The 22,168-nt window shown below is 73.0% G+C and carries 20 protein-coding genes and 1 pseudogene; 11 read left to right on the top strand and 10 right to left on the bottom strand.

Translation table 11 applies throughout. The features are described from left to right. Positions 1-137 precede the first annotated feature (137 nt). A complete protein-coding gene (locus ACSMXV_RS20050; RefSeq protein ID WP_473172752.1) occupies positions 138-1,058 on the bottom strand; it encodes a DUF3027 domain-containing protein in 921 nt (306 codons plus the stop codon). Positions 1,059-1,426: 368 nt separating this feature from the next. Between ACSMXV_RS20050 and ACSMXV_RS20055 the strand changes: the two genes are divergently transcribed. The 5 genes and pseudogenes from ACSMXV_RS20055 to ACSMXV_RS20075 form a co-directional block, all read left to right on the top strand. Beyond that, positions 1,427-2,818, top strand: coding sequence for an MFS transporter (locus tag ACSMXV_RS20055; RefSeq protein WP_473172753.1), 1,392 nt, complete (start codon positions 1,427-1,429; stop codon positions 2,816-2,818). 183 nt (positions 2,819-3,001) lie between these two features. Next, on the top strand, positions 3,002-3,502 hold the full coding sequence (locus ACSMXV_RS20060) for a DUF2771 domain-containing protein (protein ID WP_181868157.1): 501 nt from the start codon (positions 3,002-3,004) through the stop codon (positions 3,500-3,502). An 11-nt stretch (positions 3,503-3,513) separates the two neighbouring features. Next, complete coding sequence (locus ACSMXV_RS20065) at positions 3,514-4,323, top strand: futalosine hydrolase (RefSeq protein ID WP_473172754.1); 810 nt, start codon at positions 3,514-3,516, stop codon at positions 4,321-4,323. Positions 4,324-4,474: 151 nt separating this feature from the next. Further along, entirely contained in the window at positions 4,475-5,302 is an 828-nt protein-coding gene (locus tag ACSMXV_RS20070; protein WP_473179006.1) for a 1,4-dihydroxy-6-naphthoate synthase, read from the top strand. 79 nt (positions 5,303-5,381) lie between these two features. Next, positions 5,382-5,489 (top strand): annotated as a pseudogene (locus tag ACSMXV_RS20075) (1,4-dihydroxy-6-naphthoate synthase); the annotation flags it as partial. A 56-nt stretch (positions 5,490-5,545) separates the two neighbouring features. On the opposite strand, the gene ACSMXV_RS20080 reads toward ACSMXV_RS20075, so the two are convergent. Beyond that, the gene (locus ACSMXV_RS20080) at positions 5,546-5,929 is read right to left on the bottom strand and encodes a cold-shock protein (RefSeq protein ID WP_181868159.1); all 384 of its coding nucleotides are present in this window, start codon (positions 5,927-5,929) and stop codon (positions 5,546-5,548) included. Positions 5,930-6,111: 182 nt separating this feature from the next. Between ACSMXV_RS20080 and ACSMXV_RS20085 the strand changes: the two genes are divergently transcribed. Continuing rightward, positions 6,112-6,366 (top strand): hypothetical protein, encoded by a 255-nt coding sequence (locus ACSMXV_RS20085; RefSeq protein WP_181658163.1) that lies wholly within the window; start codon positions 6,112-6,114, stop codon positions 6,364-6,366. Between the two features lie 202 nt (positions 6,367-6,568). Here the strand turns inward: ACSMXV_RS20085 and ACSMXV_RS20090 are convergent, their stop codons facing one another. Together ACSMXV_RS20090 and ACSMXV_RS20095 are read right to left on the bottom strand one after the other, a co-directional pair. Further along, a complete protein-coding gene (locus ACSMXV_RS20090) occupies positions 6,569-7,195 on the bottom strand; it encodes an HAD family hydrolase (RefSeq protein WP_473172755.1) in 627 nt (208 codons plus the stop codon). A gap of 120 nt (positions 7,196-7,315) precedes the next feature. Further along, positions 7,316-8,425: a hypothetical protein gene (locus ACSMXV_RS20095; protein ID WP_473172756.1), complete on the bottom strand. Its 1,110-nt coding sequence runs from the start codon at positions 8,423-8,425 to the stop codon at positions 7,316-7,318. Positions 8,426-8,713: 288 nt separating this feature from the next. Here ACSMXV_RS20095 and ACSMXV_RS20100 point away from each other — a divergent pair, with 288 nt between their 5' ends. Together ACSMXV_RS20100 and ACSMXV_RS20105 are read left to right on the top strand one after the other, a co-directional pair. Next, positions 8,714-11,917: a helicase-associated domain-containing protein gene (locus tag ACSMXV_RS20100; RefSeq protein ID WP_473172757.1), complete on the top strand. Its 3,204-nt coding sequence runs from the start codon at positions 8,714-8,716 to the stop codon at positions 11,915-11,917. 125 nt (positions 11,918-12,042) lie between these two features. Further along, positions 12,043-13,686: a DNA repair helicase XPB gene (locus tag ACSMXV_RS20105; RefSeq protein WP_473172758.1), complete on the top strand. Its 1,644-nt coding sequence runs from the start codon at positions 12,043-12,045 to the stop codon at positions 13,684-13,686. A 97-nt stretch (positions 13,687-13,783) separates the two neighbouring features. Here the strand turns inward: ACSMXV_RS20105 and ACSMXV_RS20110 are convergent, their stop codons facing one another. The 3 genes from ACSMXV_RS20110 to ACSMXV_RS20120 form a co-directional block, all read right to left on the bottom strand. Further along, a complete protein-coding gene (locus ACSMXV_RS20110; protein WP_473172759.1) occupies positions 13,784-14,161 on the bottom strand; it encodes a hypothetical protein in 378 nt (125 codons plus the stop codon). After that, the gene (locus ACSMXV_RS20115) at positions 14,109-15,449 is read right to left on the bottom strand and encodes a glycosyltransferase 87 family protein (RefSeq protein WP_473172760.1); all 1,341 of its coding nucleotides are present in this window, start codon (positions 15,447-15,449) and stop codon (positions 14,109-14,111) included. Before ACSMXV_RS20115 ends, ACSMXV_RS20110 begins: the two co-directional genes overlap by 53 nt. 121 nt (positions 15,450-15,570) lie before the next feature. Then, on the bottom strand, positions 15,571-15,759 hold the full coding sequence (locus ACSMXV_RS20120; RefSeq protein WP_473172761.1) for a hypothetical protein: 189 nt from the start codon (positions 15,757-15,759) through the stop codon (positions 15,571-15,573). A gap of 364 nt (positions 15,760-16,123) precedes the next feature. Here ACSMXV_RS20120 and ACSMXV_RS20125 point away from each other — a divergent pair, with 364 nt between their 5' ends. Next, positions 16,124-18,364, top strand: a complete 2,241-nt coding sequence (locus ACSMXV_RS20125) for a UvrD-helicase domain-containing protein (protein WP_473172762.1) — start codon at positions 16,124-16,126, stop codon at positions 18,362-18,364. Positions 18,365-18,485: 121 nt separating this feature from the next. On the opposite strand, the gene ACSMXV_RS20130 is transcribed toward ACSMXV_RS20125, so the two are convergent. Further along, entirely contained in the window at positions 18,486-19,196 is a 711-nt protein-coding gene (locus ACSMXV_RS20130; RefSeq protein WP_473172763.1) for a copper homeostasis protein CutC, read from the bottom strand. Positions 19,197-19,415: 219 nt separating this feature from the next. Between ACSMXV_RS20130 and ACSMXV_RS20135 the strand changes: the two genes are divergently transcribed. After that, on the top strand, positions 19,416-20,117 hold the full coding sequence (locus ACSMXV_RS20135; protein WP_473172764.1) for an HD domain-containing protein: 702 nt from the start codon (positions 19,416-19,418) through the stop codon (positions 20,115-20,117). A gap of 189 nt (positions 20,118-20,306) precedes the next feature. Here ACSMXV_RS20135 and ACSMXV_RS20140 read toward each other — a convergent pair whose 3' ends face one another. Together ACSMXV_RS20140 and ACSMXV_RS20145 are read right to left on the bottom strand one after the other, a co-directional pair. Next, on the bottom strand, positions 20,307-20,591 hold the full coding sequence (locus tag ACSMXV_RS20140; RefSeq protein ID WP_473172765.1) for a DUF4031 domain-containing protein: 285 nt from the start codon (positions 20,589-20,591) through the stop codon (positions 20,307-20,309). Then, positions 20,588-20,986, bottom strand: a complete 399-nt coding sequence (locus tag ACSMXV_RS20145) for a hypothetical protein (RefSeq protein WP_473172766.1) — start codon at positions 20,984-20,986, stop codon at positions 20,588-20,590. Before ACSMXV_RS20145 ends, ACSMXV_RS20140 begins: the two co-directional genes overlap by 4 nt. 123 nt (positions 20,987-21,109) lie before the next feature. Between ACSMXV_RS20145 and ACSMXV_RS20150 the strand changes: the two genes are divergently transcribed. Next, a complete protein-coding gene (locus ACSMXV_RS20150; protein WP_473172767.1) occupies positions 21,110-22,039 on the top strand; it encodes a MurR/RpiR family transcriptional regulator in 930 nt (309 codons plus the stop codon). Positions 22,040-22,168 lie beyond the last annotated feature (129 nt).

Raw genomic sequence — 22,168 nt, forward strand, 5'->3', positions numbered from 1 at the left:
ACCGTTGTGGGCATGCGTTCCGCCTGGGGCGGAACGGGTGGGCACAACCCACGACGGCGGGTGCCGTGGAACTGTGGTCCAGCCCTGGCTGGGGCACCCAAAAAGCGGGGGCACCCCAAAACTGCGGCCGCCGGAGGCTAACTGTGGCCGAACTCCTCCGCTGGCCCCTCCGTCTCCACAGACCCCGAATCCGCCGCAGGCCGCAACGGCATCTCATCCACCCGCGTCTCGTCCAGCACCGGCGGAGCCGGCCGCGGCGGCTTCGGCATGACCGCGGCCTCGGAGTGCGCCCCACACCCGTACGCAAGGGACACCACCCGGCCATCGGCCGGCGAGAACTCGTTCGAACACACCCCGAACGCCTGCCGCAACGACCCGGCGAGCGGCACCAGGAACCCACAGGACACACACGACGCGGGCGCGGCCTGCGCCATCTGCGTCTTCGGTCCGTACGACTCCTCCCAGCGGTCGGCCGCCGTGTGCAGCCCGTACCGCGAGAGCACCCGCGCCCGCCGCATGCCGAGCTCCTCGGCGACCGCCGCGATCGAGCCGCGTGACGGCGCGACCGGCAGGTTCGCCGGCGCCCCGGCCGTGACCTCGGCGTCCTCGGCCTCGACGAGGTCGGCCATCTCCTCCGACACGGCGGAGTTCGGCGGCGGCGCGTCCTCGCCGCTGTACCCGGGCTCGAGCCGCAGATCCTCCGCCTCGGTCGGCAGCAGATCGCCCGGCCCCAGATCCCCTGGCCTCAGCCGCTCGCTCCACGGCACCCACTCCGGGGCCAGCAGCGCGTCGGGACCGGGCAGCAGCACTGTCTCGTCCAGCGTCACGATCTTGGCGCGCGAGGCCCGCGCCACGGTGACGGCCCAGCGCCAGCCCCGGTACCCGGGCTCCTTGCACTCGAAGAGGTGTGTGACGACGCGGTCGCCCTCGACGACGATCCCGGCATGCTCGCCGACGACGCCGGGCGCGGCTGTCTCCTCTGCCGCGGCGCGGGCGAGCTCGACCGCCTCAGCGCACAGGCGGTCAGGGGTGCGGCTTCGCGTTGTCGCTGCGCTCACAGGTATCGCTTCTCTCCTACGCCGTCTCACGAGTGCGCCGTACGGCAGCGGATGCACCGGTATGCGGACGGAGCGGACCGGGGGACCGCGTCGACGTCCGCGCCCGGTGGTCCTCGGGCGCACCTACGTCACCCATTCTGCGGGATGACCGAGGGGTGCGCGGCCGTGGACTGCCGTTGTATTGCGCGCTACGCACGCTACCCTCTCCGGGCCCCTGGGCCCACACCGACGTACGGACCCTGCGGCTCCGCCGCCTGCGCCACGGCTGCCCGCAACGGGACCCGGGCAAAGGCGGGCCCGCCCTGCGCGCCATACCCATACGCGCGGTAACCGCACTACCCGCCCGCTCCTCGGGGCACTATGACGGGGTGGCAGCCGCAAAATCGTCCGCCTCGGGGAGCGAGGCGAATCCGGTCGGCAGGGTCGCCCGCACGGTCGGGCGTGCCCTGCATCTGCCGTTCACGGGAACTGCGCGCGGCATCAGAAAGGCGACACACGCGCATGGAGCGGGCGAATCGGGCCTCGGCAAACTCATCGAGCTGCACGGTGTGAACGGAGCGGGCGACGTGATGATCACCGTCGCCCTCGCCTCGACCGTCTTCTTCTCCGTACCGACCGACGAGGCCCGTGGCCGCGTCGCGCTCTACCTCGCCATCACCATGGCGCCCTTCACACTCCTCGCCCCCGTCATCGGCCCCCTCCTCGACCGCATCCCGCACGGCCGCCGCGCCGCGATGGCCGGCGCCATGCTGGCGCGGGCACTGCTGGCGCTCACGCTCTCGGGCGCGGTCGTGACGGGAAGCCTGGAGCTGTACCCGGCGGCCCTCGGCGTCCTCGTCGCCTCCAAGGCGTACGGCGTGGTGCGCAGCGCCGTCGTCCCCCGGCTCCTCCCGCCCGGCTTCTCCCTCGTCAAGGCGAACTCGCGCGTCACGCTCGGCGGGCTGCTCGCCACCGGCGTGGCCGCGCCGATCGGTGCGGGGCTCCAGCTGATCGGCCCGCGCTGGCCGCTGTACGGCGCGTTCGTGATCTTCGTCGGGGGGATGTTCCTGTCGTTCTCGCTGCCGCCCAAGGTCGACTCGGCGAAGGGCGAGGACAAGGCGCTGCTGGCCGCGGACGAGGAGCATCTGCACGGTCCGCACCTGAGGACGACGGGACGGCGCCCGGGGCTGCGTACCGTCGGCCCGGCCGTGACGCACGCGCTCGCCGCCAACGCGACACTGCGCTGCCTGTCCGGCTTCCTCATCTTCTTCCTCGCGTTCCTGCTGCGTGAGGATCCGATGGCCGGGCAGAGCGCCGCGGTGTCGCTGGGCATCGTGGGCGTGGCGGCGGGCACGGGCAACGCGCTGGGCACGGCCGTCGGGGCGTGGCTGAAGGCCCGGGCGCCGGAGGTGATCATCGTGACGGTCGTCGCGATCGTGCTGGGCGTGGCGATCATGACGGCCGTGTTCTTCGGAGCGTTCCTCGTCGCCTGCCTCGGCGCGTTCGCCGGGTTCGCGCAGGCGCTGGCCAAGTTGTCCCTGGACGCGCTGATCCAGCGGGACGTGCCCGAGCAGGTGCGTACGTCGGCGTTCGCGCGCTCCGAGACGCTGCTCCAGATGTCCTGGGTGGTGGGCGGCGCGATCGGCATCGCCCTTCCGCTCAACGGCGTACTGGGCCTGTCCGTCGGTGCCGGCATCCTCGCCGTCGGCTGGCTGTCGACGGTACGCGGCCTGCTGGCGGCGGCCCGGCACGGCAGCACGGCACGGGCCTGGGTGGCCTGACCGAGACAACCCGGGCCGGCCCTGGAGGCCGCCCGCACGCGCCCGCGCCGCCGGAGTCGTCCGGCCCCGCACACGCCCGCGCCGCCGGAGTCTTCCCGCCCGCCACACCCTCGAGTGGCACGACCCCGCGGCGCGCCGCCCCCCACATGGCATGGCCACACAGCGCCCGGATAGCCTTCGGCCATGACCTCCCTGCCCCGCGGCAGTGCCGCAAGTGAACACCGCCCGGCGAACCGCCGTCGCGCCGTCGCTGCCATCGGCGCCGTCTCCGCCGGACTTCTCGTCCTGTCGGCATGCGACAAGCCGACGCCGATCGCCACCATCACGGTCGGCGGCGACTCGGTGCACTCGGAAGCCTCCTGCTACGAGGGCGGTGAGGCCCTGAAGGCCTCGCAGCTGCAGGAGTGCCTGAAGGACAAGGACATCGAGACCATCAAGGTCGACCCCGACGAGACCGTGCGCTTCGGTGTGGACCCGGAGATCGCGGACAAGGGCTGGACGATTCTCATGAACGGCCAGGCACTGACCGACGCCAGCAAGAAGACGTACCGCACCATCCCGGGCAGCGTGTTCTTCAACCAGCAGTACGGGGCCAGCGGCACCACCACGACGGTGAGCATCCTCGAGGGCGACGCCTCGAAGGCCACGGGCCTGTGGTCGTTCAAGCTCAAGAAGGACGCCTGACCACGGCCTCCGTGCGGGTTCTCGTGGCCACCGCGGTCCCCGTCGAACGGGACGCGGTGGCGCGGGCCTTCGCCTCCCCGCCGCGGGAGGTGCCGCTCCCCGGGACGACCCTGCACCGCGTCGAGCACCCGGCCCCGCCGGCCGAGGCAGCCGTCGCCCCTCTTGTCGACGCACGTGCCGTCACTCCCGCCTCGGCGCCCGCGACGGCTGTCCCTGTCGCCGACGCCGGGAGCCGATACGACCTGCTCGCCGCCGGCGTGGGCCCTGCCGCCGCGGCCGCCGCCACCGGGGCGGCCCTCACCGCTGCCGCGCTCGCCGGGCAGCCCTATGACCTCGTCGTTTCCGCCGGTATCGGCGGCGGGTTCCTGCCCGACGCCCCCGTCGGCTCGGTCGTCGTCGCCGACGAGATCACCGTCGCGGACCTCGGCGCCGAGACCGCCGACGGCTTCGTGCCCGTGACCGGCCTCGGTTTCGGCACCGTCACCCACCATCCGCCCCGATCACTCGTACGGGATGTGGCCGCTGCCACCGGTGGTGTGACGGGCACCGTCCTGACCGTCTCCACGGTGACCGGCTCGGCCGCGCGCGCCGCCGAGCTGCGTGCCTGCCACCCGGGCGCCGTCGCGGAGGCGATGGAGGGGTTCGGTGTCGCCGAAGCAGCGGCCGCACACGGCTGTCCGGTGCTGGAGATCCGCACGGTCTCCAACCCCGTCGGTCCGCGCGACCGCGCCGCCTGGCGCATCCCGGAGGCGCTCGCCGCGCTCACCGAGGCGTTCGGGAAGACCGTGCATGTAGTGGAGAGTTGGAAGAAGCATGACTGAGCAGCCGCAGACGGAGACGGAGAAGACGGGGCCGGGGACGGTTACGGGTCCCGGCGACGAGACGGTTACGGGTTCCGGCGAGGAGACGGCGACGGAGCCGGGGCGCGAACGGCCGGAGTCGCCCGCCGCGCCCCGCGAAACCCCCCTGAAGATCGCGTACTCCCCCTGCCCCAACGACACCTTCGTCTTCGACGCCTGGGCGCACGGCCGTGTCCCCGGCGCCCCGGCCCTCGACGTCACCTTCGCCGATATCGACATCACCAACGGCATGGCGGAGCGCGGCGAGTTCGACGTGCTGAAGGTGTCGTACGCCGTGCTGCCCTGGGTGCTCGACGAGTACGCCCTGCTGCCCTGCGGCGGCGCGCTCGGCCGCGGCTGCGGGCCCCTCGTCCTCACCCGTGAGCCGGGGACGGACCTGCGCGGGAAGACGGTCGCCGTGCCGAGCGAGAAGTCCACGGCGTATCTGCTGTTCCGGCTGTGGGCCGCGGACACCGTGCCGGGCGGGGTCGGGGACGTCGTGGTGATGCCGTTCCACGAGATCATGCCCGCGGTGCGCGACGGCAAGGTCGACGCGGGTCTTGTGATCCACGAGGCCCGTTTCACCTATCAGAACTACGGTCTGCACTCCCTCGCCGACATGGGCGAGCACTGGGAGCTCACGACCGGCCTGCCGATCCCGCTGGGCGCCATCATCGCCAAGCGCTCGCTGGGCGCCGGGACGCTGCGGCTGCTCGCCGAGTCGGCGCGCACGTCGGTCCGTATGGCGTGGGACGACCCGGAGGCCTCGCGTCCGTACGTCCTGGAGCACGCCCAGGAGATGGACCCGGCCGTCGCGGACCAGCACATCGGGCTGTACGTCAACGAGTTCACCGCCGAACTGGGCGAGGACGGCTACGCCGCGGTCCGCGGGCTCCTCACACGCGCGGCGGCCGAGGGACTCGTACCGCCCCTCGGCCCGGACGCGCTCGCGTTCCCCTGACACACGTCCGACGGACGGAGTCCGGCGCAGCCGCCCGAAGCCTGCGAAGCAGTGCGAGCGCGGCAGAAAAAAGGGGCCCGCCGACCTGGGCGAGGACGGCTACGCCGCGGTCCGCGGGCTCCTCACACGCGCGGCGGCCGAGGGACTCGTACCGCCCCTCGGCCCGGACGCGCTCGCGTTCCCGTAATCCCATTCGTTCGATTCGCCGGTACGGGAACGCCGGGTGTCTGCCTCTACGCCGAGCTATACGTCCAGCTGGTCGGCGACCGCCCGCAGGAGGCCCGCGATTTTCTTGCCGGAGGCCTTGTCGGGGTAGCGGCCCTTCTCCAGCATCGGCGTGATGTTCTCGAGCAGGGTAGTCAGGTCCTGGACGATCGACGCCAGTTCATCCGGCTTGCGGCGCTGCGCGGCGGCCACCGAGGGGGTCGGCTCGAGCAGCGTCACCGACAGGGCCTGGTCGCCACGCTGACCTGCGACGACACCGAACTCCACACGCTGGCCCGGCTTGAGTGAGTCGACGCCTGCGGGCAGTACGGAGGAGTGAACGAAGACGTCGCCGCCGTCGTCGCGGGAGAGGAAGCCGAAGCCCTTCTCGCTGTTGAACCACTTGACCTTGCCGGTAGGCACCTGAAGTCCTCGTCCTCGTACTCGTCTGCGCCGCCTTCCTCGGATGAAAGCGGCAGGGAAAACGGCTCTGGATAGCAGTACAGCGGGTCATGGGGACCCGCCGGCACCAAGGCTAACGGTCCGGGGGTCCGTGACAAGACGTCGCCGGACTGTTCCTATGCGCTGGGAACTACCCTGGTGCGGTGCGTGACAAAACCCAACCGAATTCCGCCGGAGCCGGTGACCGGCTGGTGCGCGCCGGCGCGATCGTCTTCTTCGCCGGTGCCGTGGCCACCCTGATCACAGTGGCACCGCTGTTTCTCGGCACCAAGCCGTTTCCGACGTACATGTTCGGCCTGAGCATGCTCATGGGCGTGGGCTTCGCGATCGCGGGCGCGGGGGTGCTGCGCTCCATCGCGGCACAGCGCCGACAGGCCAGGTCGGTGTCGGCGCGGTAGGCCCTCGGCGCCCAAGGCTCGCTGGCGCGTCAGGCGGGTCGGCGCGTCAGGCCGGCTGGCACGTCAGGCGGGTCGGCGCGTCAGTTGCCCCGAGGCACCAGGCCCCCAGGGTGCCCGTGCGTCCACAGGGGCCCATGCGCCAGCCGGCTCGCTGTGCGGTCGGGGCGCGACCGCGGGCCGCACCGGCGGTGCGGTCGTGGGATCAGGGGTTGGTGGTGCGGTAGTGGTCCGCCAGCCAGGCCGGGAACTCCGTCAGGTCACGGAGTACCACGTCGGCGCCCGCCGCGCGCAGTTCCTCCGCGTCGCACGGGCCGGTCGTGACCGCGACGGACAGCGCAGCCGCGGTGCGGGCGCCCAGTACGTCACCAGTATGGTCGCCTACGTAGACGCTCGCGCCGTGCTCGCGCAGCGCGTCCGCCTTCCGCTCGGCCCACAGGTCGCCGATGACCTCGTCGGCGTCGATGCGCAGATGCGTCAGGTGCAGCTTGGCGTTGGGCTCGTACTTCGCGGTGACGACGATGGCGCGGCCGCCCGCCGCCTGCACGGCGTCCACCGCCTCCCGTGCGCCGGGCATCGCCAGCGTCCCGGTGATCGCGTATGTGGGGTACATCTCACGGTAGAGATCGGCCATCTCCGGAATCTGGTCCTCCGGGAACCAGTGCGCCAGCTCCACCTCGAGCGGCGGGCCGAGCCGGGTGATGGCGAGATCGGCGTCGATATACGTGTCCGTACGCGCCGAAAGCGCCAGGTACGCCGCGCGGATGCCCGGCCGGGAGTCGATCAGGGTCATGTCGAGGTCGAAGCCGACCGTCAGAGCGCGCGAGGTCATGCAGGCCATTGTGCCCACCCCACGAGCGCGGCCTTCCCCCGCCGTACCTCGCGGCCGTTCCCGACACGCTGCTCGCGGCCGTTCCTGCCACGCTGCTCGCCACCGGTACCGGTGCGCTGGTCACTGACGGTGCCGGCGGGCCCGCCACACCAGGAAGAGGGCAGATGCGACGGCCGCGCCTCGTACCACCCAGGGCCAGGTCTCCGTCAGCGCATCGCTCATGTGTCCCTGCGCGATCGGCTCGCCCCAGCGTCCCTCGTTCCGGCCCCACAGCCAGACGACCGCGCCTGCGGCCACCAACCCGGGCATACCCAGCACCGCCCACTTCGTCTCGGCGGTGCTGAGCCGGCTCGATGCGTAGGCGAGGACCCAGCCGAAGGCGAGGGCGAGCCACTCGTCGAGGACGGCGCCCATGACGAGGAGTGCGGCGGCGAGCAGCAGCAGCGGGCTGCCGAGTCCGGTCGTACGGAGTCTGGGCAGGCGGCGGCGGTCGGGGGTGGCGAGGTCGTCCTCGGCAACCAGGTCATCGGACGGGTCTTCCGCCGCTCCCTCGTCCTTGCCCTCGTACGGGCCGTTCTCCTCCTGGTCGATCTCCTCCGGGTCGTTCTCCTCCTGCGGCGGCTGCAGTATCTCGGGGATCTCGACGCCGCCGACGAAGCCCGGCACGGTGTCCGCCACGCCGAACGGGCTGCTGTCCACCCGCCACCAATCCGGTTCGGAACCGCTGGGGCCCAGCTCGTCCTCGCCCGCGAGGTGCGGCGGCGACGCGGCGGTCCGGGGCCGGGGAGGCTCCTGCTCGCGACGCGGCCGCGGCACCATGCGACGCAGCCCCTTCGGCCGCTCCGGCGGCGGCGCGGCCTCGCCCCCACGCTGCTGCGGCACGGCAGAACGGGCGGACCGCGCGCTCGGCGCGGCCCCCGGCTCCGCCTCCTCCACCCGCCCGGCCTGCTCCGTCTGCCCCGGCCTCCGCGCCTGCTCCGTCCGCGACACGTCGCCGCGGCCGGTGCCGCCCGCCGCGGCGACCACCTCGTCAGGGGTACCGAGCCGGGCCAGGATGCGGCGGACCGCTGCCGGACTGTCGACGGTCGCCTTCGACCTGCGCCGCTCGATCTCGCTCCGCAGCTCTGAGACCAGCCGCATCCGCGTGGCGGACGGCAACTGCCGCTGCTGGGCCAGGTCGCCGACCCGGCTCAGATAGTCGAAGACGAGCTGATCGCTCTCAATCCCCACGAAGTCCCCTCCGGGACAAGCACCTTGAACTGCCCGCACCGACGACGTTACCGCGCCCACGACGCCCCACCCCGCCACCACCACCCCGGCCGCGCCGCCACGTACCGCTGTGGGCAATCGTTCCGCTCGGGCGGAACGGGTGGGCACAGCCACGACGTACAGCACCCCCCGAGTAAGCCCAGCCCCGTGCAACGGATGGCGCCCACGACGCACAGCACCGCACGCACAACCCCAACCCCGTACACCAGAACCCGCCCCCCGCCGGAGGCACCCGGTACCGTTGACCGGATGAGCACCGAGCAGACCCAGGAGCCCGCCGCGACGCCGGCGCGGCCGGCTCCGGAAGCGGCGGCACCCCCGCGCTCCCTCGCGGAAGCGCTCCGCGCCCGCGACGACGAGTCGCTGGCCGCCCTCCTGCGCGCCCGCCCCGACCTGCTCAGCCCCGTCCCTGGCGACCTCACCCAGCTGGCGACCCGAGCCGGCACCCGCGCCTCGGTCGTCCGCGCCCTGGAACACCTCGACCGGTTCGCCCTGCAGACGGCGGAAGCCCTGGCTGTGGCCCCGGACCCGGCGACGTACGAGACGCTGCTCTCCCTGCTCATCGGCGACCGCACCGAGGCGGCCCCAGAAGCCACCACAGCCCATGACCGAACCGTAGGCACAGCGGACCCAGCCGTGGCCACGATCGAGCATGCCCTCCCCCGAGCCCTCGCCACGCTGCGCGAACAAGCCCTGGTCTGGGGCCCGGACGACCGTCTCCGCCTAGTCCGCACCGCCCGCGAACTGCTCACTCCCTCACCGCAGCACCCGTCCCCGACGGGGCTCGGGCCGACGGTCGCCGAGACCACGGCGGGCATGTCGCCCGGCCGGATCCAGGAGATCGTGGCGGCGGCCGGGCTGCCGACGACACACGACGCGGTGTCGGCGGTCGCCGCGCTGACGGAGCTCTTCACGGACCGCACCCGTATGTCGGCCCTCCTGGACGACGCGCCGGCGGAGTCGGTGGCGGTGCTGTCGCGGCTCGTATGGGGCCCTCCGTACGGGCAGGTGACCGCCGATCCGGCGCCACATCTGCGCTGGCTCCTTGACCGCGGTCTGCTCCTGCCGACGGCTCCGGGCACCGTGGTGCTGCCGCGCGAGGCCGCGCTGCATCTGCGTGGCGGCCGCGCGCACCGGCAGCCGGAGCCGGTGCCGCCCGCGCTGGAGCCGGCGGCCGAGCACCGTCCACAGGTTGTGGACGCGACGGCCGCAGGCCAGGCGTACACAGCGCTCGCGACCGTCGATGAGCTGCTGAAGGACTGGGACGAGGGCGGCCCGGCAGTGCTGCGCGCGGGCGGCCTCAGCGTCCGCGACCTGAAGCGGACGGCCGTGGCACTCGACGTCTCGGAACCCCTCGCCGCCTTCTGGGTCGAACTGGCTTACGCGGCGGGGCTGCTGGCGTCGGACGGGGAGGCCGACGAGCGGTACGCGGCGACGCCCGCGTACGACGAATGGCTGGAGCTGCCCGCCGCCGAGCGCTGGGCCCAACTGGCCTCCGCCTGGCTGGCGGCCACCCGCACGGCGGGCGTGGTCGGCGGCCGGGACGCCAAGGACCGCACCCTGTCGGCGCTGGGCCCGGGCCTCGATCGCTCGGCCGCGCCCGAAGTACGCCACCGCGTGCTCGCGCTCCTCGCCACGCTTCCCGAGGGCTCCACGCCGACGACCGAGTCCCTTCTCGCCCGCCTCCGCTGGGAACGCCCGCTGCGTACGAGCGCCGTCCAGCCGTCCCCGTCCGCCGCCCAGGACGATCTCCGTACCCGCCTCGCCCGGTGGACCCTGCAGGAGGCGGAGCTCCTGGGCGTCACGGGCAGGGGCGCCCTGTCGTCGCACGGCCGGGCGCTGCTGGGCGCCGCTCCGGCCCCGGCCGCCGGGCCGGCCACCACGCGCGGCACCGCCGGCGCACAGCCCCCGGCGCCCGGGCTGCCCACTTCAGCCGGGACTTGGCGCGGCGACGAACAGGCGGCGGGAACCGCGGTTCAAGGTGTCGGAGCGCCCGCCCCCGGGGACGGTGTCACCACCGCGGGAGACACCGAGTCCCGCCCGTCCGAGTCCCGCCCGTCCGAGGGCCGGACGCAGTCGGCCCGCGCAGGGCGCGCCGCAACGACGGCAGGCACCGAGGCCGACACGGCCGCCGAGCCGGAAGCGGCCACCATGCCCAGCGCCGCCGACAGGCCAGGCGCGGCCGACAAGCCCAGCACCGCCGAGCCGGAAGCGGCCGCCATCCCCAGCGCGGCCACCATGCCCAGCGCGGCCACCAACACCATGCCCAGCGCCACCGACAGGCCAGGCGCGGGCGCCGGTGCGAAGCTGCCCGCCCGCAAGGCGATCACCGCCGACGAGAAGGCGACAGACGCCCCGCCGACAGGCGCCCAGCCGACCGGCGGCGGCACCGCCCCGCCCGCCCCCGGCGTCCGCCGCGGACCGGCGGAAGCACCCTCCGGGGCACCGGCGACGGGCCCCGCGGCGGCCGCCACGGTCGCCCTCGCCACGCCCCCCACCTCCGCCGAAGCCGCCGTCAACGCCGCCCGCGCCGCGCGCCTGCTCGCCCCCCTCCTCCCCGAACCCCTCGACCACGTCCTCCTTCAGGCCGACCTCACGGCCGTCGCTCCCGGGCCGTTGCAGCGGCCGCTCGCCGACATGCTCGACGTGCTCGCCGACGTGGAGTCGAAGGGCGGCGCGACCGTGTACCGGTTCACGCCGGGGTCCGTGCGGCGCGCCCTGGACGCGGGCCGGTCGGCGTCCGATCTGCACGCGTTCCTCGCCGCGCACTCGCGTACCCCCATCCCGCAGCCCCTCGCGTATCTGATCGACGACGTGGCCCGCAAGCACGGGCATCTGCGCATCGGGGCGGCCTCCGCGTACGTCCGGTGCGACGACGACGCGGTGCTGAACGAGATCCTCGCCGACAAGCGGTCGGCGGCGCTGCGGCTGCGCCGGCTCGCGCCGACCGTGCTGGCGGCGCAGGCCGACCCGGCGGCGCTGCTCGACGGGCTGCGCGGCATGGGGTTCGCGCCCGCGGCGGAGGGCCCGGAGGGCGATGTGCTGATCACGAGGGCGCACGCCCACCGCACCCCGCCGCGCACCGCACCCGAGCCCGTGCCGGAAGGGCCCCCCGTGCCCGACACCACGCTGCTGGGCGCCGCGGTGCGCGCCATCCGCGCCGGGGACCGTGCGTCGACGGCCCCCCGCAGGACGTCGCCGGAGCACACCGGCGAGCTGCCGCGCACCACGCCGGCCGAAACCCTCGCCACGATGCAGGCCGCCGTGCTCACCGGCCAGGCGGTCTGGATCGGGTACGTCAACGCCGAGGGCGCCGCCAGCCAGCGCGTGATCGCGCCGGTCCGCGTGGAGGGCGGCTTCGTCACGGCGTACGACCACACGGCGGACGAGGTCCGCACCTATCCGCTGCACCGCATCACGGGCGTCGCGGAGCTGGCCGAAGACCAGATCTGACCGCAGTCGGCGACTTAAGGGTGTGACCGGCGCCACATGACCTCCCCACCGTTTTCGGCGGTGCGGCACACTGGACGTTTGGCTGTGCACACCGCACAGACCGCGCAGAAAGGGACGGGACGCGCGTGAACGGACCCCTCATCGTCCAGTCGGACAAGACGCTGCTCCTCGAAGTCGACCACGAGCAGGCCGGCGCCTGCCGTCGTGCCATCGCGCCCTTCGCGGAGCTGGAGCGGGCCCCCGAGCACATCCACACCTACCGTGTGACGCCACTCGGCCTGTGGAACGCGCGTGCCGCGGGCCACGACGCCGAGCAGGTCGTGGACGCCCTCGTGCAGTACAGCCGCTATCCCGTGCCGCACGCGCTCCTGGTCGACATCGCCGAGACGATGGACCGCTACGGCCGCCTCACGCTCTCCAAGGACCCCGCGCACGGCCTGGTCCTGACGACCACCGACCGTCCCGTACTCGAGGAGATCCTGCGCTCGAAGCGGATCAAGCCGCTGGTGGGCGCCCGTATCGACCCCGACACGGTGGCCGTGCACCCCTCCGAGCGCGGCCAGATCAAGCAGACGCTGCTGAAGCTGGGGTGGCCGGCGGAGGACCTCGCCGGGTACGTCGACGGCGAGGCGCACCCGATCGAGCTCAACGAGAGCGGCTGGGCGCTGCGCCCGTACCAGAAGCAGGCCGTGGAGAGCTTCTGGCACGGCGGGTCCGGTGTCGTCGTCCTGCCCTGCGGGGCCGGGAAGACGCTGGTCGGCGCCGGGTCGATGGCGCAGGCGAAGGCGACGACGCTGATCCTCGTCACGAACACGGTCTCGGCCCGCCAGTGGAAGCACGAGCTGGTGAAGCGGACGTCGCTGACCGAGGAGGAGATCGGCGAGTACAGCGGTACGCGCAAGGAGATCCGCCCCGTCACCATCGCCACGTACCAGGTGCTGACCACGAAGCGGAAGGGCATCTACCCGCACCTGGAGCTGTTCGACTCCCGCGACTGGGGCCTCATCGTCTACGACGAGGTGCATCTGCTGCCCGCGCCGGTCTTCAAGTTCACGGCCGATCTGCAGGCCCGCCGCCGTCTGGGTCTGACCGCGACGCTCGTACGGGAGGACGGCCGCGAGTCGGACGTGTTCTCGCTGATCGGGCCGAAGCGTTTCGACGCTCCGTGGAAGGAGATCGAGGCGCAGGGCTACATCGCGCCCGCGGACTGCTGCGAGGTCCGCGTCAACCTCACCGACTCGGAGCGGCTCGCGTACGCGACGGCGGAGACCGAGGAGAAGTACCGCTACTGCGCGACGACCGACACGAAGCGCAAGGTCACCGAGGCGCTGGTGCGCAAGCACAAGGGCCAGCAGACCCTCGTCATCGGCCAGTACATCGACCAGCTCGACGAGCTGGGCGAGCACCTGGACGCGCCGGTGATCAAGGGCGAGACGTCGAACGCGCAGCGCGAGAAGCTCTTCGACGCGTTCCGGCAGGGCGAGATCAGCGTCCTGGTCGTGTCGAAGGTCGCGAACTTCTCCATCGACCTTCCGGAGGCGACGGTCGCCATCCAGGTGTCGGGCACGTTCGGTTCGCGCCAGGAGGAGGCCCAGCGACTCGGCCGCGTGCTGCGCCCGAAGGCCGACGGCCATCCGGCGATCTTCTACTCGGTGGTCGCCCGCGACACGATCGACCAGGACTTCGCGGCCCACCGCCAGCGGTTCCTGGCGGAGCAGGGGTACGCGTACCGGATCGTGGACGCGGACGAGCTGCTGGCGGGCGGCTGAGCGCTGCTCAGCACCGACGGGACGAAGGTCGGGCCATCGGCGGGATGAAGCTCAGAGCGCCGACGGTGTGAAGCCCAGAGCACCGACGGTATGAAGCTCAGATCGGCAGGGTGAACACGAGCAGCAGTACGGCGACCGGCGGCAGCAGAGAGGCCAGCGCGGCGCAGACCCGGGCGCCCGACCAGCGGCGCGTCCGGGGCAGCGCCCATGCGGTGACGAGCGCCGGGAGCGTGAACACGGCCCCGTACTCGAGGATCCGGTAGATCCACTCGAGCTGGGTGAAGAGGCGCGGCGGGCAGTCGTCGGGGCCGCAGACGTCCGTGGCCATGGCGGAGAAGCCGCCGAAGAACAGCGCGGCGGGGCCGAGCACCAGGAGCAGCAGCGTCGCGATGAGCGGCGCCACCCATGCCCTGCGGTCCCGCTCAGCCGGTTCCGGCGCGTTCGTGCGGTGTGGCCCGATGTGCTGTGTCGTCATGCTGGCAGGGAACCGTCCCCGCCGGGGCCGGGGCATCGGGTCGTTTACTCAACTGCGGCACGTATCCGCACTCAGCCGCCGATCCGTACTGCGCCGCCGTTCCGTACTGCGCCGCCGTTCCGTACTCGGCCGCCGTTCCGGACCCGGTCGGCGCGGGCACCCCGCGCGGCTGCCAACGCCTCATGGCCACCCATCCCAGCAGCCCGAGCCCCAGCAGCGGATACGGCGAAGCCAGCGGCTGCTGCCACCAGGGGATCCGGAGGTCCAGGTCGCCCTGGTGCGGCACCAGCCACAGCGCCCGTGAGGTGAACAGCACGGCCACGCCCGCCGTGAGGCGCAGGCGGCCCTCGGCGACCAGCAGCCCGATGAGCGGGACGCACCACACCCAGTGGTGCGACCAGCTGATGGGCGAGACGAGGAGCGCGGTGACGGCGGTGACGAGGATGCCCCACCGGTCGTCGGGGACCCGGCGGGCCAGCCACAGGCCGGCCACCGCCACGGCGGCCGCGGGCACCGCCCAGGCGAGTGCCGGCGACGGGTCGCCCAGGGCCCGGGCGACGAGTCCCTGAAGCGACTGGTTGTCGACGATCCACGCCTTGCCGACCCGGCCGGTCTCGAACATCCGGCGGGTCCAGAACTCGACGCTGGCGGCCGGGAGGGCGAGCGCGCCCAGCAGTACGGTGCCGGCGAAGGCGGCCAGTCCGGTGAGGCCCTCGCGCACCCGCCGTGTGACCAGCAGATAGAGGATGAACACCGCGGGCGTGAGCTTGACTCCGGCGGCGATGCCGAGCGCGAAGCCCTTGCCGACGGCACCGGGCGCCCTGGTCAGGTCCCAGAGGACCAGACAGGCCAGGGCGAGGTTGATCTGCCCGAAGAGCAGCGTCTGGAAGACGGGTTCGAGCCAGAGCGCGGCCGCCGACGCGGCGCAGACGGCGGGGAACGTCGCGCGCAGCCCGGCGAACCGGCACGAGAGCCACACCAGCAGCGTGAGCAGCGCGGCGTTCCCGGCGACGAAGACGGCCTTGAGGATTCCCAGGGGGAGCCAGGTGGTGGGTACGAACAGGATCGCGGCGAACGGCGGATAGGTCGCGGGCAGACGCCATTCGGTGACCGTGAAGCCGTAGAGATCGCGGCCGGCGACGACGGCGGAGCCCTCGGCCCGGTACACCAGGGCGTCGGCCATGGGGATGCGCTGGACGGCACAGAGCACGAGGAGGGCGGCGAGGGACAGCGCGAGCAGCAGACCCGCTGCACTATGCGATCGAAGGATCACAGTCCGGTACTTCACGGGCGCGACCCTAGTGGATCGACGCCGTCGTCAGGGGTTGCGGCGCCTGCCGTCACGCTCACGGGGGCGCTTGCGGCACAGAGGGGCGGGCGGGCCGAGTGGGTGGAGGCCGGCGGTCGGCTCAGCGGCGGCGGACGCCCGCCTCCTCCGCGTACTCGCCGAGGACGATCACCCTGAACGCGGCGCTCAGAAAGACCCTGACGGCGCGCAGCACGTCGCCGATGCGGTGGCTGTGGTGGCTTCCGGTGGCGGCGGTGGCGCCCGGCGGGCCGGAGTGGAGCGAGGTCGGAGAGAAGGCTGCAGTGGTCATGTCTCCATGATGGAAAACCGGCCCTGCAGGGGCATCGGCCCACGGATGTAACCTGCGGCGGCACCGCGTACGACCCGCGGCGGAGCCGTCCCCCTAAGGTGCTGCGAGGGTCGCAGTCTCCGGTACGGCGCAGACAGGCCGCGGGCCCCGGCTTCGCGCGGCGTCGCGCACGCGACGACCCGCCTGCGGAAATTGGTTGGCCCCGCCCCCGCCCCGTGTCCTAGAATCGCCGACCTTGCCCGCCTCCCCTGCGAGGAGCGCGGTCGGCCGGACGGAAACCGGTCGGCATCCCGCACGACAGCATGCGCACGCCGCGGCCCGTACGGCACCACGAGCGACGCGCCTCGAGTCGTACGCCCTACGCATGCAGGACCTTGTCACGCAGCACCTTTCCGGAGGCAACCCCGTGTCCAGCTCGTCCGCGCCGTCCGCCGCCTCGCCCGAAGGCCCGTCGGAAGGCCCGTCCGAAGGCCCGTCAGAACGGCCCACAGATGGTCCCTCCGAACGGCCCTCCGACGGCCCGTCAGACGGCCCTCTCGCCCGTGAGCGCTCCCACCTCGCCTCGTCCCGCGCCGCGTTGCGGGCCATGCGCGAGGACGTCGAGTCCCTCGACATCAGCGACGTCACCGCGAACTGGGTGAACGCGGCAGTCCTCGAGCACCAGATCGACGAGCGCATCAAGTCCCTCGCGGACCTCGCCCACACCCCGCTGTTCTTCGGCCGGCTGGACTACATGCACGCACCGGGCGCCGATCAGGCCGAAGGGGCTGACGGAGAGCGCTTCTATATCGGGCGGCGGCACGTCCACGACGCCGAGGGCGACCCGATGGTGATCGACTGGCGAGCCCCGGTGTCCCAGCCGTTCTACCGGGCGTCCAAGAAGGACCCCATGGACGTCGCGCTGCGCCGCCGCTTCGGCTACACGGGCGGCGACATCACCGCGTACGAGGACGAACACCTCTCCGACCCGGCAGCTGTGACATTTTCCGGCTCCGCCGGGGGTGCCCGCACGAGCAAACTCCTCCAGCAGGAGATCGAGCGCCCGCGCGTCGGCCCCATGCGCGACATCGTCGCCACGATCCAGCCGGAGCAGGACGAGATCGTACGGTCGGGGCTGTCCGGCACCGTCTGCGTACAGGGCGGCCCGGGCACCGGGAAAACCGCCGTCGGCCTGCACCGGGTCGCGTATCTGCTCTACGCGCACCGCGAGCGGCTCGCCCGCACGGGCACCCTCGTCATCGGCCCGAACGCGTCCTTCCTGCACTACATCGAGCAGGTCCTGCCCGCCCTGGGCGAGCTGGAGGTCAAGCAGGCGACGGTCGACGACCTGGTCGCGCACGTGGAGGTGCGGGGCACGGACGACCCGGCCGCCGCGCTGGTCAAGGGCGACGCGAGGATGGCGGAGGTCCTGCGCCGGGCCGTCCGCTCGCACGTCACGATGCCCACCGAGCCGGTCGTCGTCGTCCGCGGCTCGCGCCGCTGGCGCATCCCGGCGTACGAACTCGAGGAGCTCGTCCAGGAGTTGCTGGACCGCGACATCCGCTACGGCGCCGCCCGCGAGGCCCTCCCGCAGCGCATCGCGCACGCCGTCCTGGTGCGGATGGAGCAGTCGGGCGAGGCACCGGACGACCGGGTGCAGGACGCGGTGGCCCGCAACGCCGCGGTGAAGGCGGCCGTCAAGGCGATCTGGCCGCCCGTCGACCCGGCGAAGCTCGTGCTGCGCCTGCTCTCCGACGCCGACTTCCTCGCCGAACACGCGGAAGGGATCCTCGACGAGGACGAGCAGAAGGCGATCATCTGGGCGCAGCCCGGATCCGGTAAAAGGGCTGCGCGGAGCGTGAAGTCGGCGAAGTGGTCGGCAGCGGACGCCGTGCTGATCGACGAGGTGACCGACCTCGTCCAGCGCACGCACTCCCTCGGGCATGTCGTACTCGACGAGGCGCAGGACCTCTCCCCCATGCAGTACCGGGCGGTGGGCCGCCGCTGCACGACGGGCTCGGCGACCGTGCTCGGCGATCTGGCGCAGGGCACGACGCCCTGGGCGACCCCGAGTTGGGACGTGGCGCTGCGCCACCTGGGCCATCCGGGCGCGATCGTCGAGGAGCTGACCGCGGGCTTCCGTGTGCCCCGCGAGGTCATCGCGTACGCGTCCCGGCTGCTGCCCGCGATCGCTCCGGAGCTCACGGCGGTGGAGTCGATGCGTGAGACGCCGGGCTCGCTGGCGGTACGCCAGGTGGGCGAGGCCGCCGACCTGGACGCGGCGGCCCTGGAGGCCTGCACGGAGTCGCTGCGCCACGAGGGCTCGATCGGCCTGATCGCGGCCGACGCCCGGGTCCCCGCGCTGGCCGAGGCGCTGGCGGCGGCCGGGATGCCGTATCTCTCCCCCGGCGAGGAGACCACCCCGGACACCCGCCTCACCCTGGTGCCGGCATCGCTGGCGAAGGGCCTCGAGTACGACTACGTGGTGCTCGACGAGCCGTCCGCCATCGTCGACGGCGAACCGGACGAACGCACGGGCCTGCGCCGTCTCTACGTGGCCCTGACCCGAGCAGTCTCGGGCCTGACCGTGCTGCACGCGGCACCGCTGCCGGCCCAGCTCGCGTAGCGGCCGGGCCCTAGGGCCCGGCTCGCCTCTCGTGGACCAGCCGGCTGCTCGATGCGCCGTTTGCGGACTCCGGCTCAGGGAACCTCAGGCGTCCGGCGTCCTCAAGCGTCCTCAAGCGTCCTCAGGCGTCCTCAAGCGTCCCCAGCATCGCGCGCCACTGCGCGACGGCATCCACCGAGACGGGTGCCGCCCAGCCGCCCGGGCGGGCCGCGCCACCGATGTGGAAGCCGTCGATGCCCGCATCCCGCAGCCGCGGCACATGGTCGAGGCGGAGGCCGCCGCCGACCAGGATCTGCTGGGAGTACCCCGGCTCACCGCGCCGGGCCGCCTCGGCGACGAGGACATCGAGCCCGTCGTCGACACCGGCCGCCGACCCGGCGGTCAGATAGGTGTCGAGCCCCGGCAGATCCGCGAGCTGCTTGCGCAGCGCGTCGCGGTCGGCGGCGTGGTCGACGGCCCGGTGGAACGTCCACCGGCATCCGTCGACCGCGCCGGCCACGGCCTCGATCGCACCCAGGTCCGGCTCCCCGCCCGCGGTCAGGAACCCGAGCACGAATTCGTCGGCCCCTTCCGACCGCAGCGCGCGCGCCTCCCGTACGAGCCTGTCGAGCGCAGCGGCGTCCCCCGCAGCGAACCCGTCCGAGAGCCGCAGCATCACGCGCAGCGGGATGTCGACGGCAGCGCGGATCCGGGCGAAGGTGTCGCGTGACGGCGTCAGCCCGTCGGCGGCCATGTCGGTGACCAGCTCCAGCCGGTCCGCGCCTCCGGCCTGGGCGGCGACCGCGTCCTCGGGGGTGAGGGCGATCACCTCCAGAACTGCACGCTTGCTCATGGGACCCCAATCGTCGGGTGGCTACAGGGCATACGGGCCTACCGGCCCCTCAGACCTGCACGCCCAACAGGTCTAGTCCAATATCCAGCCTACGCCCTGACGGCCTCGCTCGACAGACGATCACGCGGGGGGGTGGGCGGAGCGGCGACAAACCGGGCCGGAGGGCCGCAACGCTCGGCCCGGAGCACCGCAGCCCCGCTCCCGTAGACAATGGCGGGCATGGCCGCCACACCACCCCAGCCCGCCCCTGCAGACCTGCGCACCCGCTGGTCCTCAACCGTCGCGACCGTCCGCGACATGGACCGCGACATGGACCGGGACGCCGCCCGCGATACGGCCGGGGACCAGCCCTCCCCGCACCCGTACGCCGACGACCTCCTCGCCCGCTGGTCGGAACCCCACCGCCGCTACCACACCGTCGATCACCTGCGAGCGGTCCTCGACCGCATCGACGTACTGGAGCAGTACGCCGACGACCCCGCCCTGGTCCGCCTGGCCGCCTGGTTCCACGACGCGGTCTACCTCCCCGACCGCTCGACGAACGAGGAGCGCAGCGCCCGCCTCGCCGAGCGGGCGCTGCGGGAGCTCGGCATAGAGGAGGCCCGCACGGCCGAGGTCGCCCGCCTGGTCCTTCTCACGGTCACCCACGACCCGCAGGAGGACGACGCCAACGGCGCGGTCCTGTGCGACGCCGACCTGTCGATCCTGGCGTCGCCCCCGGAGACGTACGCCGCCTACGCCGCCGCCGTCCGCGAGGAGTACGGCTTCGTACCCGACGACGCCTTCCGCCAGGGCCGCGCCGCGGTCCTGCGCCACCTCCTCGACCTGCCGAGCCTGTTCCGCACTCCGTACGGCAGGGAGCAGTGGGAGGACCGGGCCCGCCGGAACCTGGCGACGGAGCTGGAACTGCTGGCGGACTGAACACAAGCCTCTGCCCTGGGCCGGGGCGGAGTAGCGTCAAACACGAGAACAACTACACGTACGCACTGCGGGCCTGACACGTACACGGGACAGGCGCCGGACTCACGAACCCCCGCAACCGGCGACCGGGCTCACGAACCCCCGCAACCGGCGGCCGGGCTGCACGAACCGCGCGCCCGGCGACCGGGCTCACGAACCCGAACCCCTCGACACGTACGACCCCTTACGCCTGCGCAACCCCGACTCCGTCAGCAGCCGCACCACCTCGCGGCTGCTGACCTCCACCGCGCCCGCCGCCACCGCGTCCGCGTACCGGTGCGACGGCAGGTCGTAGTGGTCGCGTTCGAAACCCCGGGCCGGGACGCCCAGCCGCTCGGCGAAGGCATGCAGTTCGTCGTACGAGACGTCGCTGATCAGGTGGGACCACATGCGGCCGTGGCCGGGCCAGGTGGGCGGGTCGATGTAGAGGGTCACGACGTGGTCGTCTCGCCGCACGACCCGAGCGAGCCGACCGCCGCGACCTTCACGCCGATCTTGCCGCACACCCAGTGCGGATCGGGCCCGAGTTCGGGCTCGACGTCAAGGGCATGAGGGTCTCCGGAGCCGCAGACCGGGCACAGCGGCCACCGGCCGTACCGTTCCAGGAGGGCGTCCTGCACATCCTGGGCGACCAGCCCGGCCACGTAGTGCACGCCCTCCGGCCACTGCTCGACCCACCAGCGACGCTGGGCCACCGACTCCTCGACCATCGAGACGACGTCGGCCTCGGCCACCTCACGCGCGACGAGATCCGCCAGCACCAGCGCACGCGCCGCATGCAGGGCCTGCTCCAGCGGGCTGACGTGGTGCGGTGCGTCCGAGGAGTCCATGAGCCCATTGTGCGCAGCGCTCGCGCGTACCACCAAGCTCCCACGACCCCCAGAGGTCAAGACCGGTGGAAACCGGGCCGACGCACTCTTGACCGCCGACCACCCCGAAAATATCTTTCAAATGTGACCAGGAATGTGAAGGAAATTTTCGCGGGCGCGGGCAGCGCCTCGCCGGCCCCTGCCGCCCTCGCGGCCAAGGTGCGTACGCTCGCACCGTCGATGACCCGCTCCATGCAGCGGGTCGCCGAAGCCGTCGCCGGCGATCCGGCCGGCTGCGCGGCCCTCACGGTCACCGGACTCGCCGAGCTCACGGGCACCAGCGAGGCGACGGTGGTCCGCACCGCCCGCCTCCTCGGCTACCCCGGCTACCGCGATCTGCGCCTGGCCCTGGCCGGCCTCGCCGCCCAGCAGCAGTCGGGTCGCGCCCCGTCCGTCACGGCGGACATCGCGGTCGACGACCCGATCGCGGACGTGGTGGCGAAACTGGCGTACGACGAGCAGCAGACCCTCGCCGACACCGCCGCCGGGCTCGACACGGCCCAGCTCGGCGCGGCCGTCACGGCGCTCGCCGCCGCCCGCCGCATCGACATCTACGGCATCGGCGCGTCGTCCCTGGTAGGCCAGGACCTGGCGCAGAAGCTGCTGCGCATCGGCCTCATCGCGCACGCACACGGCGACCCGCACCTGGCCATAACCAACGCCGTCCAGCTGCGCGCCAAGGACGTGGCGATCGCGATCACCCACTCCGGCTCGACGGGCGACGTCATCGAGCCGCTGCGCGTGGCCTTCGAGCACGGCGCGACGACGATCGCGATCACGGGCCGCCCCGACGGCCCCGTCTCGCAGTACGCCGACCACATCCTGACCACGTCCACGGCGCGGGAGAGCGAGCTGCGCCCCGCGGCCATGTCCTCGCGCACCAGCCAACTGCTCGTCGTGGACTGCCTGTTCGTGGGAGTGGCCCAGCGGACGTACGAGTCCGCGGCGCCGGCCCTGTCCGCCTCGTACGAGGCGCTGGCGCACCGCCACTCCCCGCGCAACACGGGCCGCTGACCCGGCGCCCGGCGCCGCCGTCAGGCCTCGACCACGGGCACCGCCGTCACACCCCCAGTCACCGCCGCCCCCGACCCGACCCCACGGACAGCCGCCCCCCACACACGGCACCGAAATGAGCCGCCGCCC

It is taken from the genome of Streptomyces sp. DSM 42067, from assembly GCF_055792885.1.

Coding starts and splice junctions, on each gene's coding strand:
- ACSMXV_RS20060 (WP_181868157.1), top strand. CDS start 3,002: ATGACCTCCCTGCCCCGCGGCAGTGCCGCAAGTGAACACCGCCCGGCG.
- ACSMXV_RS20090 (WP_473172755.1), bottom strand. CDS start 7,195: ATGACCTCGCGCGCTCTGACGGTCGGCTTCGACCTCGACATGACCCTG.
- ACSMXV_RS20100 (WP_473172757.1), top strand. CDS start 8,714: ATGAGCACCGAGCAGACCCAGGAGCCCGCCGCGACGCCGGCGCGGCCG.
- ACSMXV_RS20110 (WP_473172759.1), bottom strand. CDS start 14,161: ATGACGACACAGCACATCGGGCCACACCGCACGAACGCGCCGGAACCG.
- ACSMXV_RS20120 (WP_473172761.1), bottom strand. CDS start 15,759: ATGACCACTGCAGCCTTCTCTCCGACCTCGCTCCACTCCGGCCCGCCG.
- ACSMXV_RS20125 (WP_473172762.1), top strand. CDS start 16,124: ATGCAGGACCTTGTCACGCAGCACCTTTCCGGAGGCAACCCCGTGTCC.
- ACSMXV_RS20130 (WP_473172763.1), bottom strand. CDS start 19,196: ATGAGCAAGCGTGCAGTTCTGGAGGTGATCGCCCTCACCCCCGAGGAC.
- ACSMXV_RS20135 (WP_473172764.1), top strand. CDS start 19,416: ATGGCCGCCACACCACCCCAGCCCGCCCCTGCAGACCTGCGCACCCGC.
- ACSMXV_RS20145 (WP_473172766.1), bottom strand. CDS start 20,986: ATGGACTCCTCGGACGCACCGCACCACGTCAGCCCGCTGGAGCAGGCC.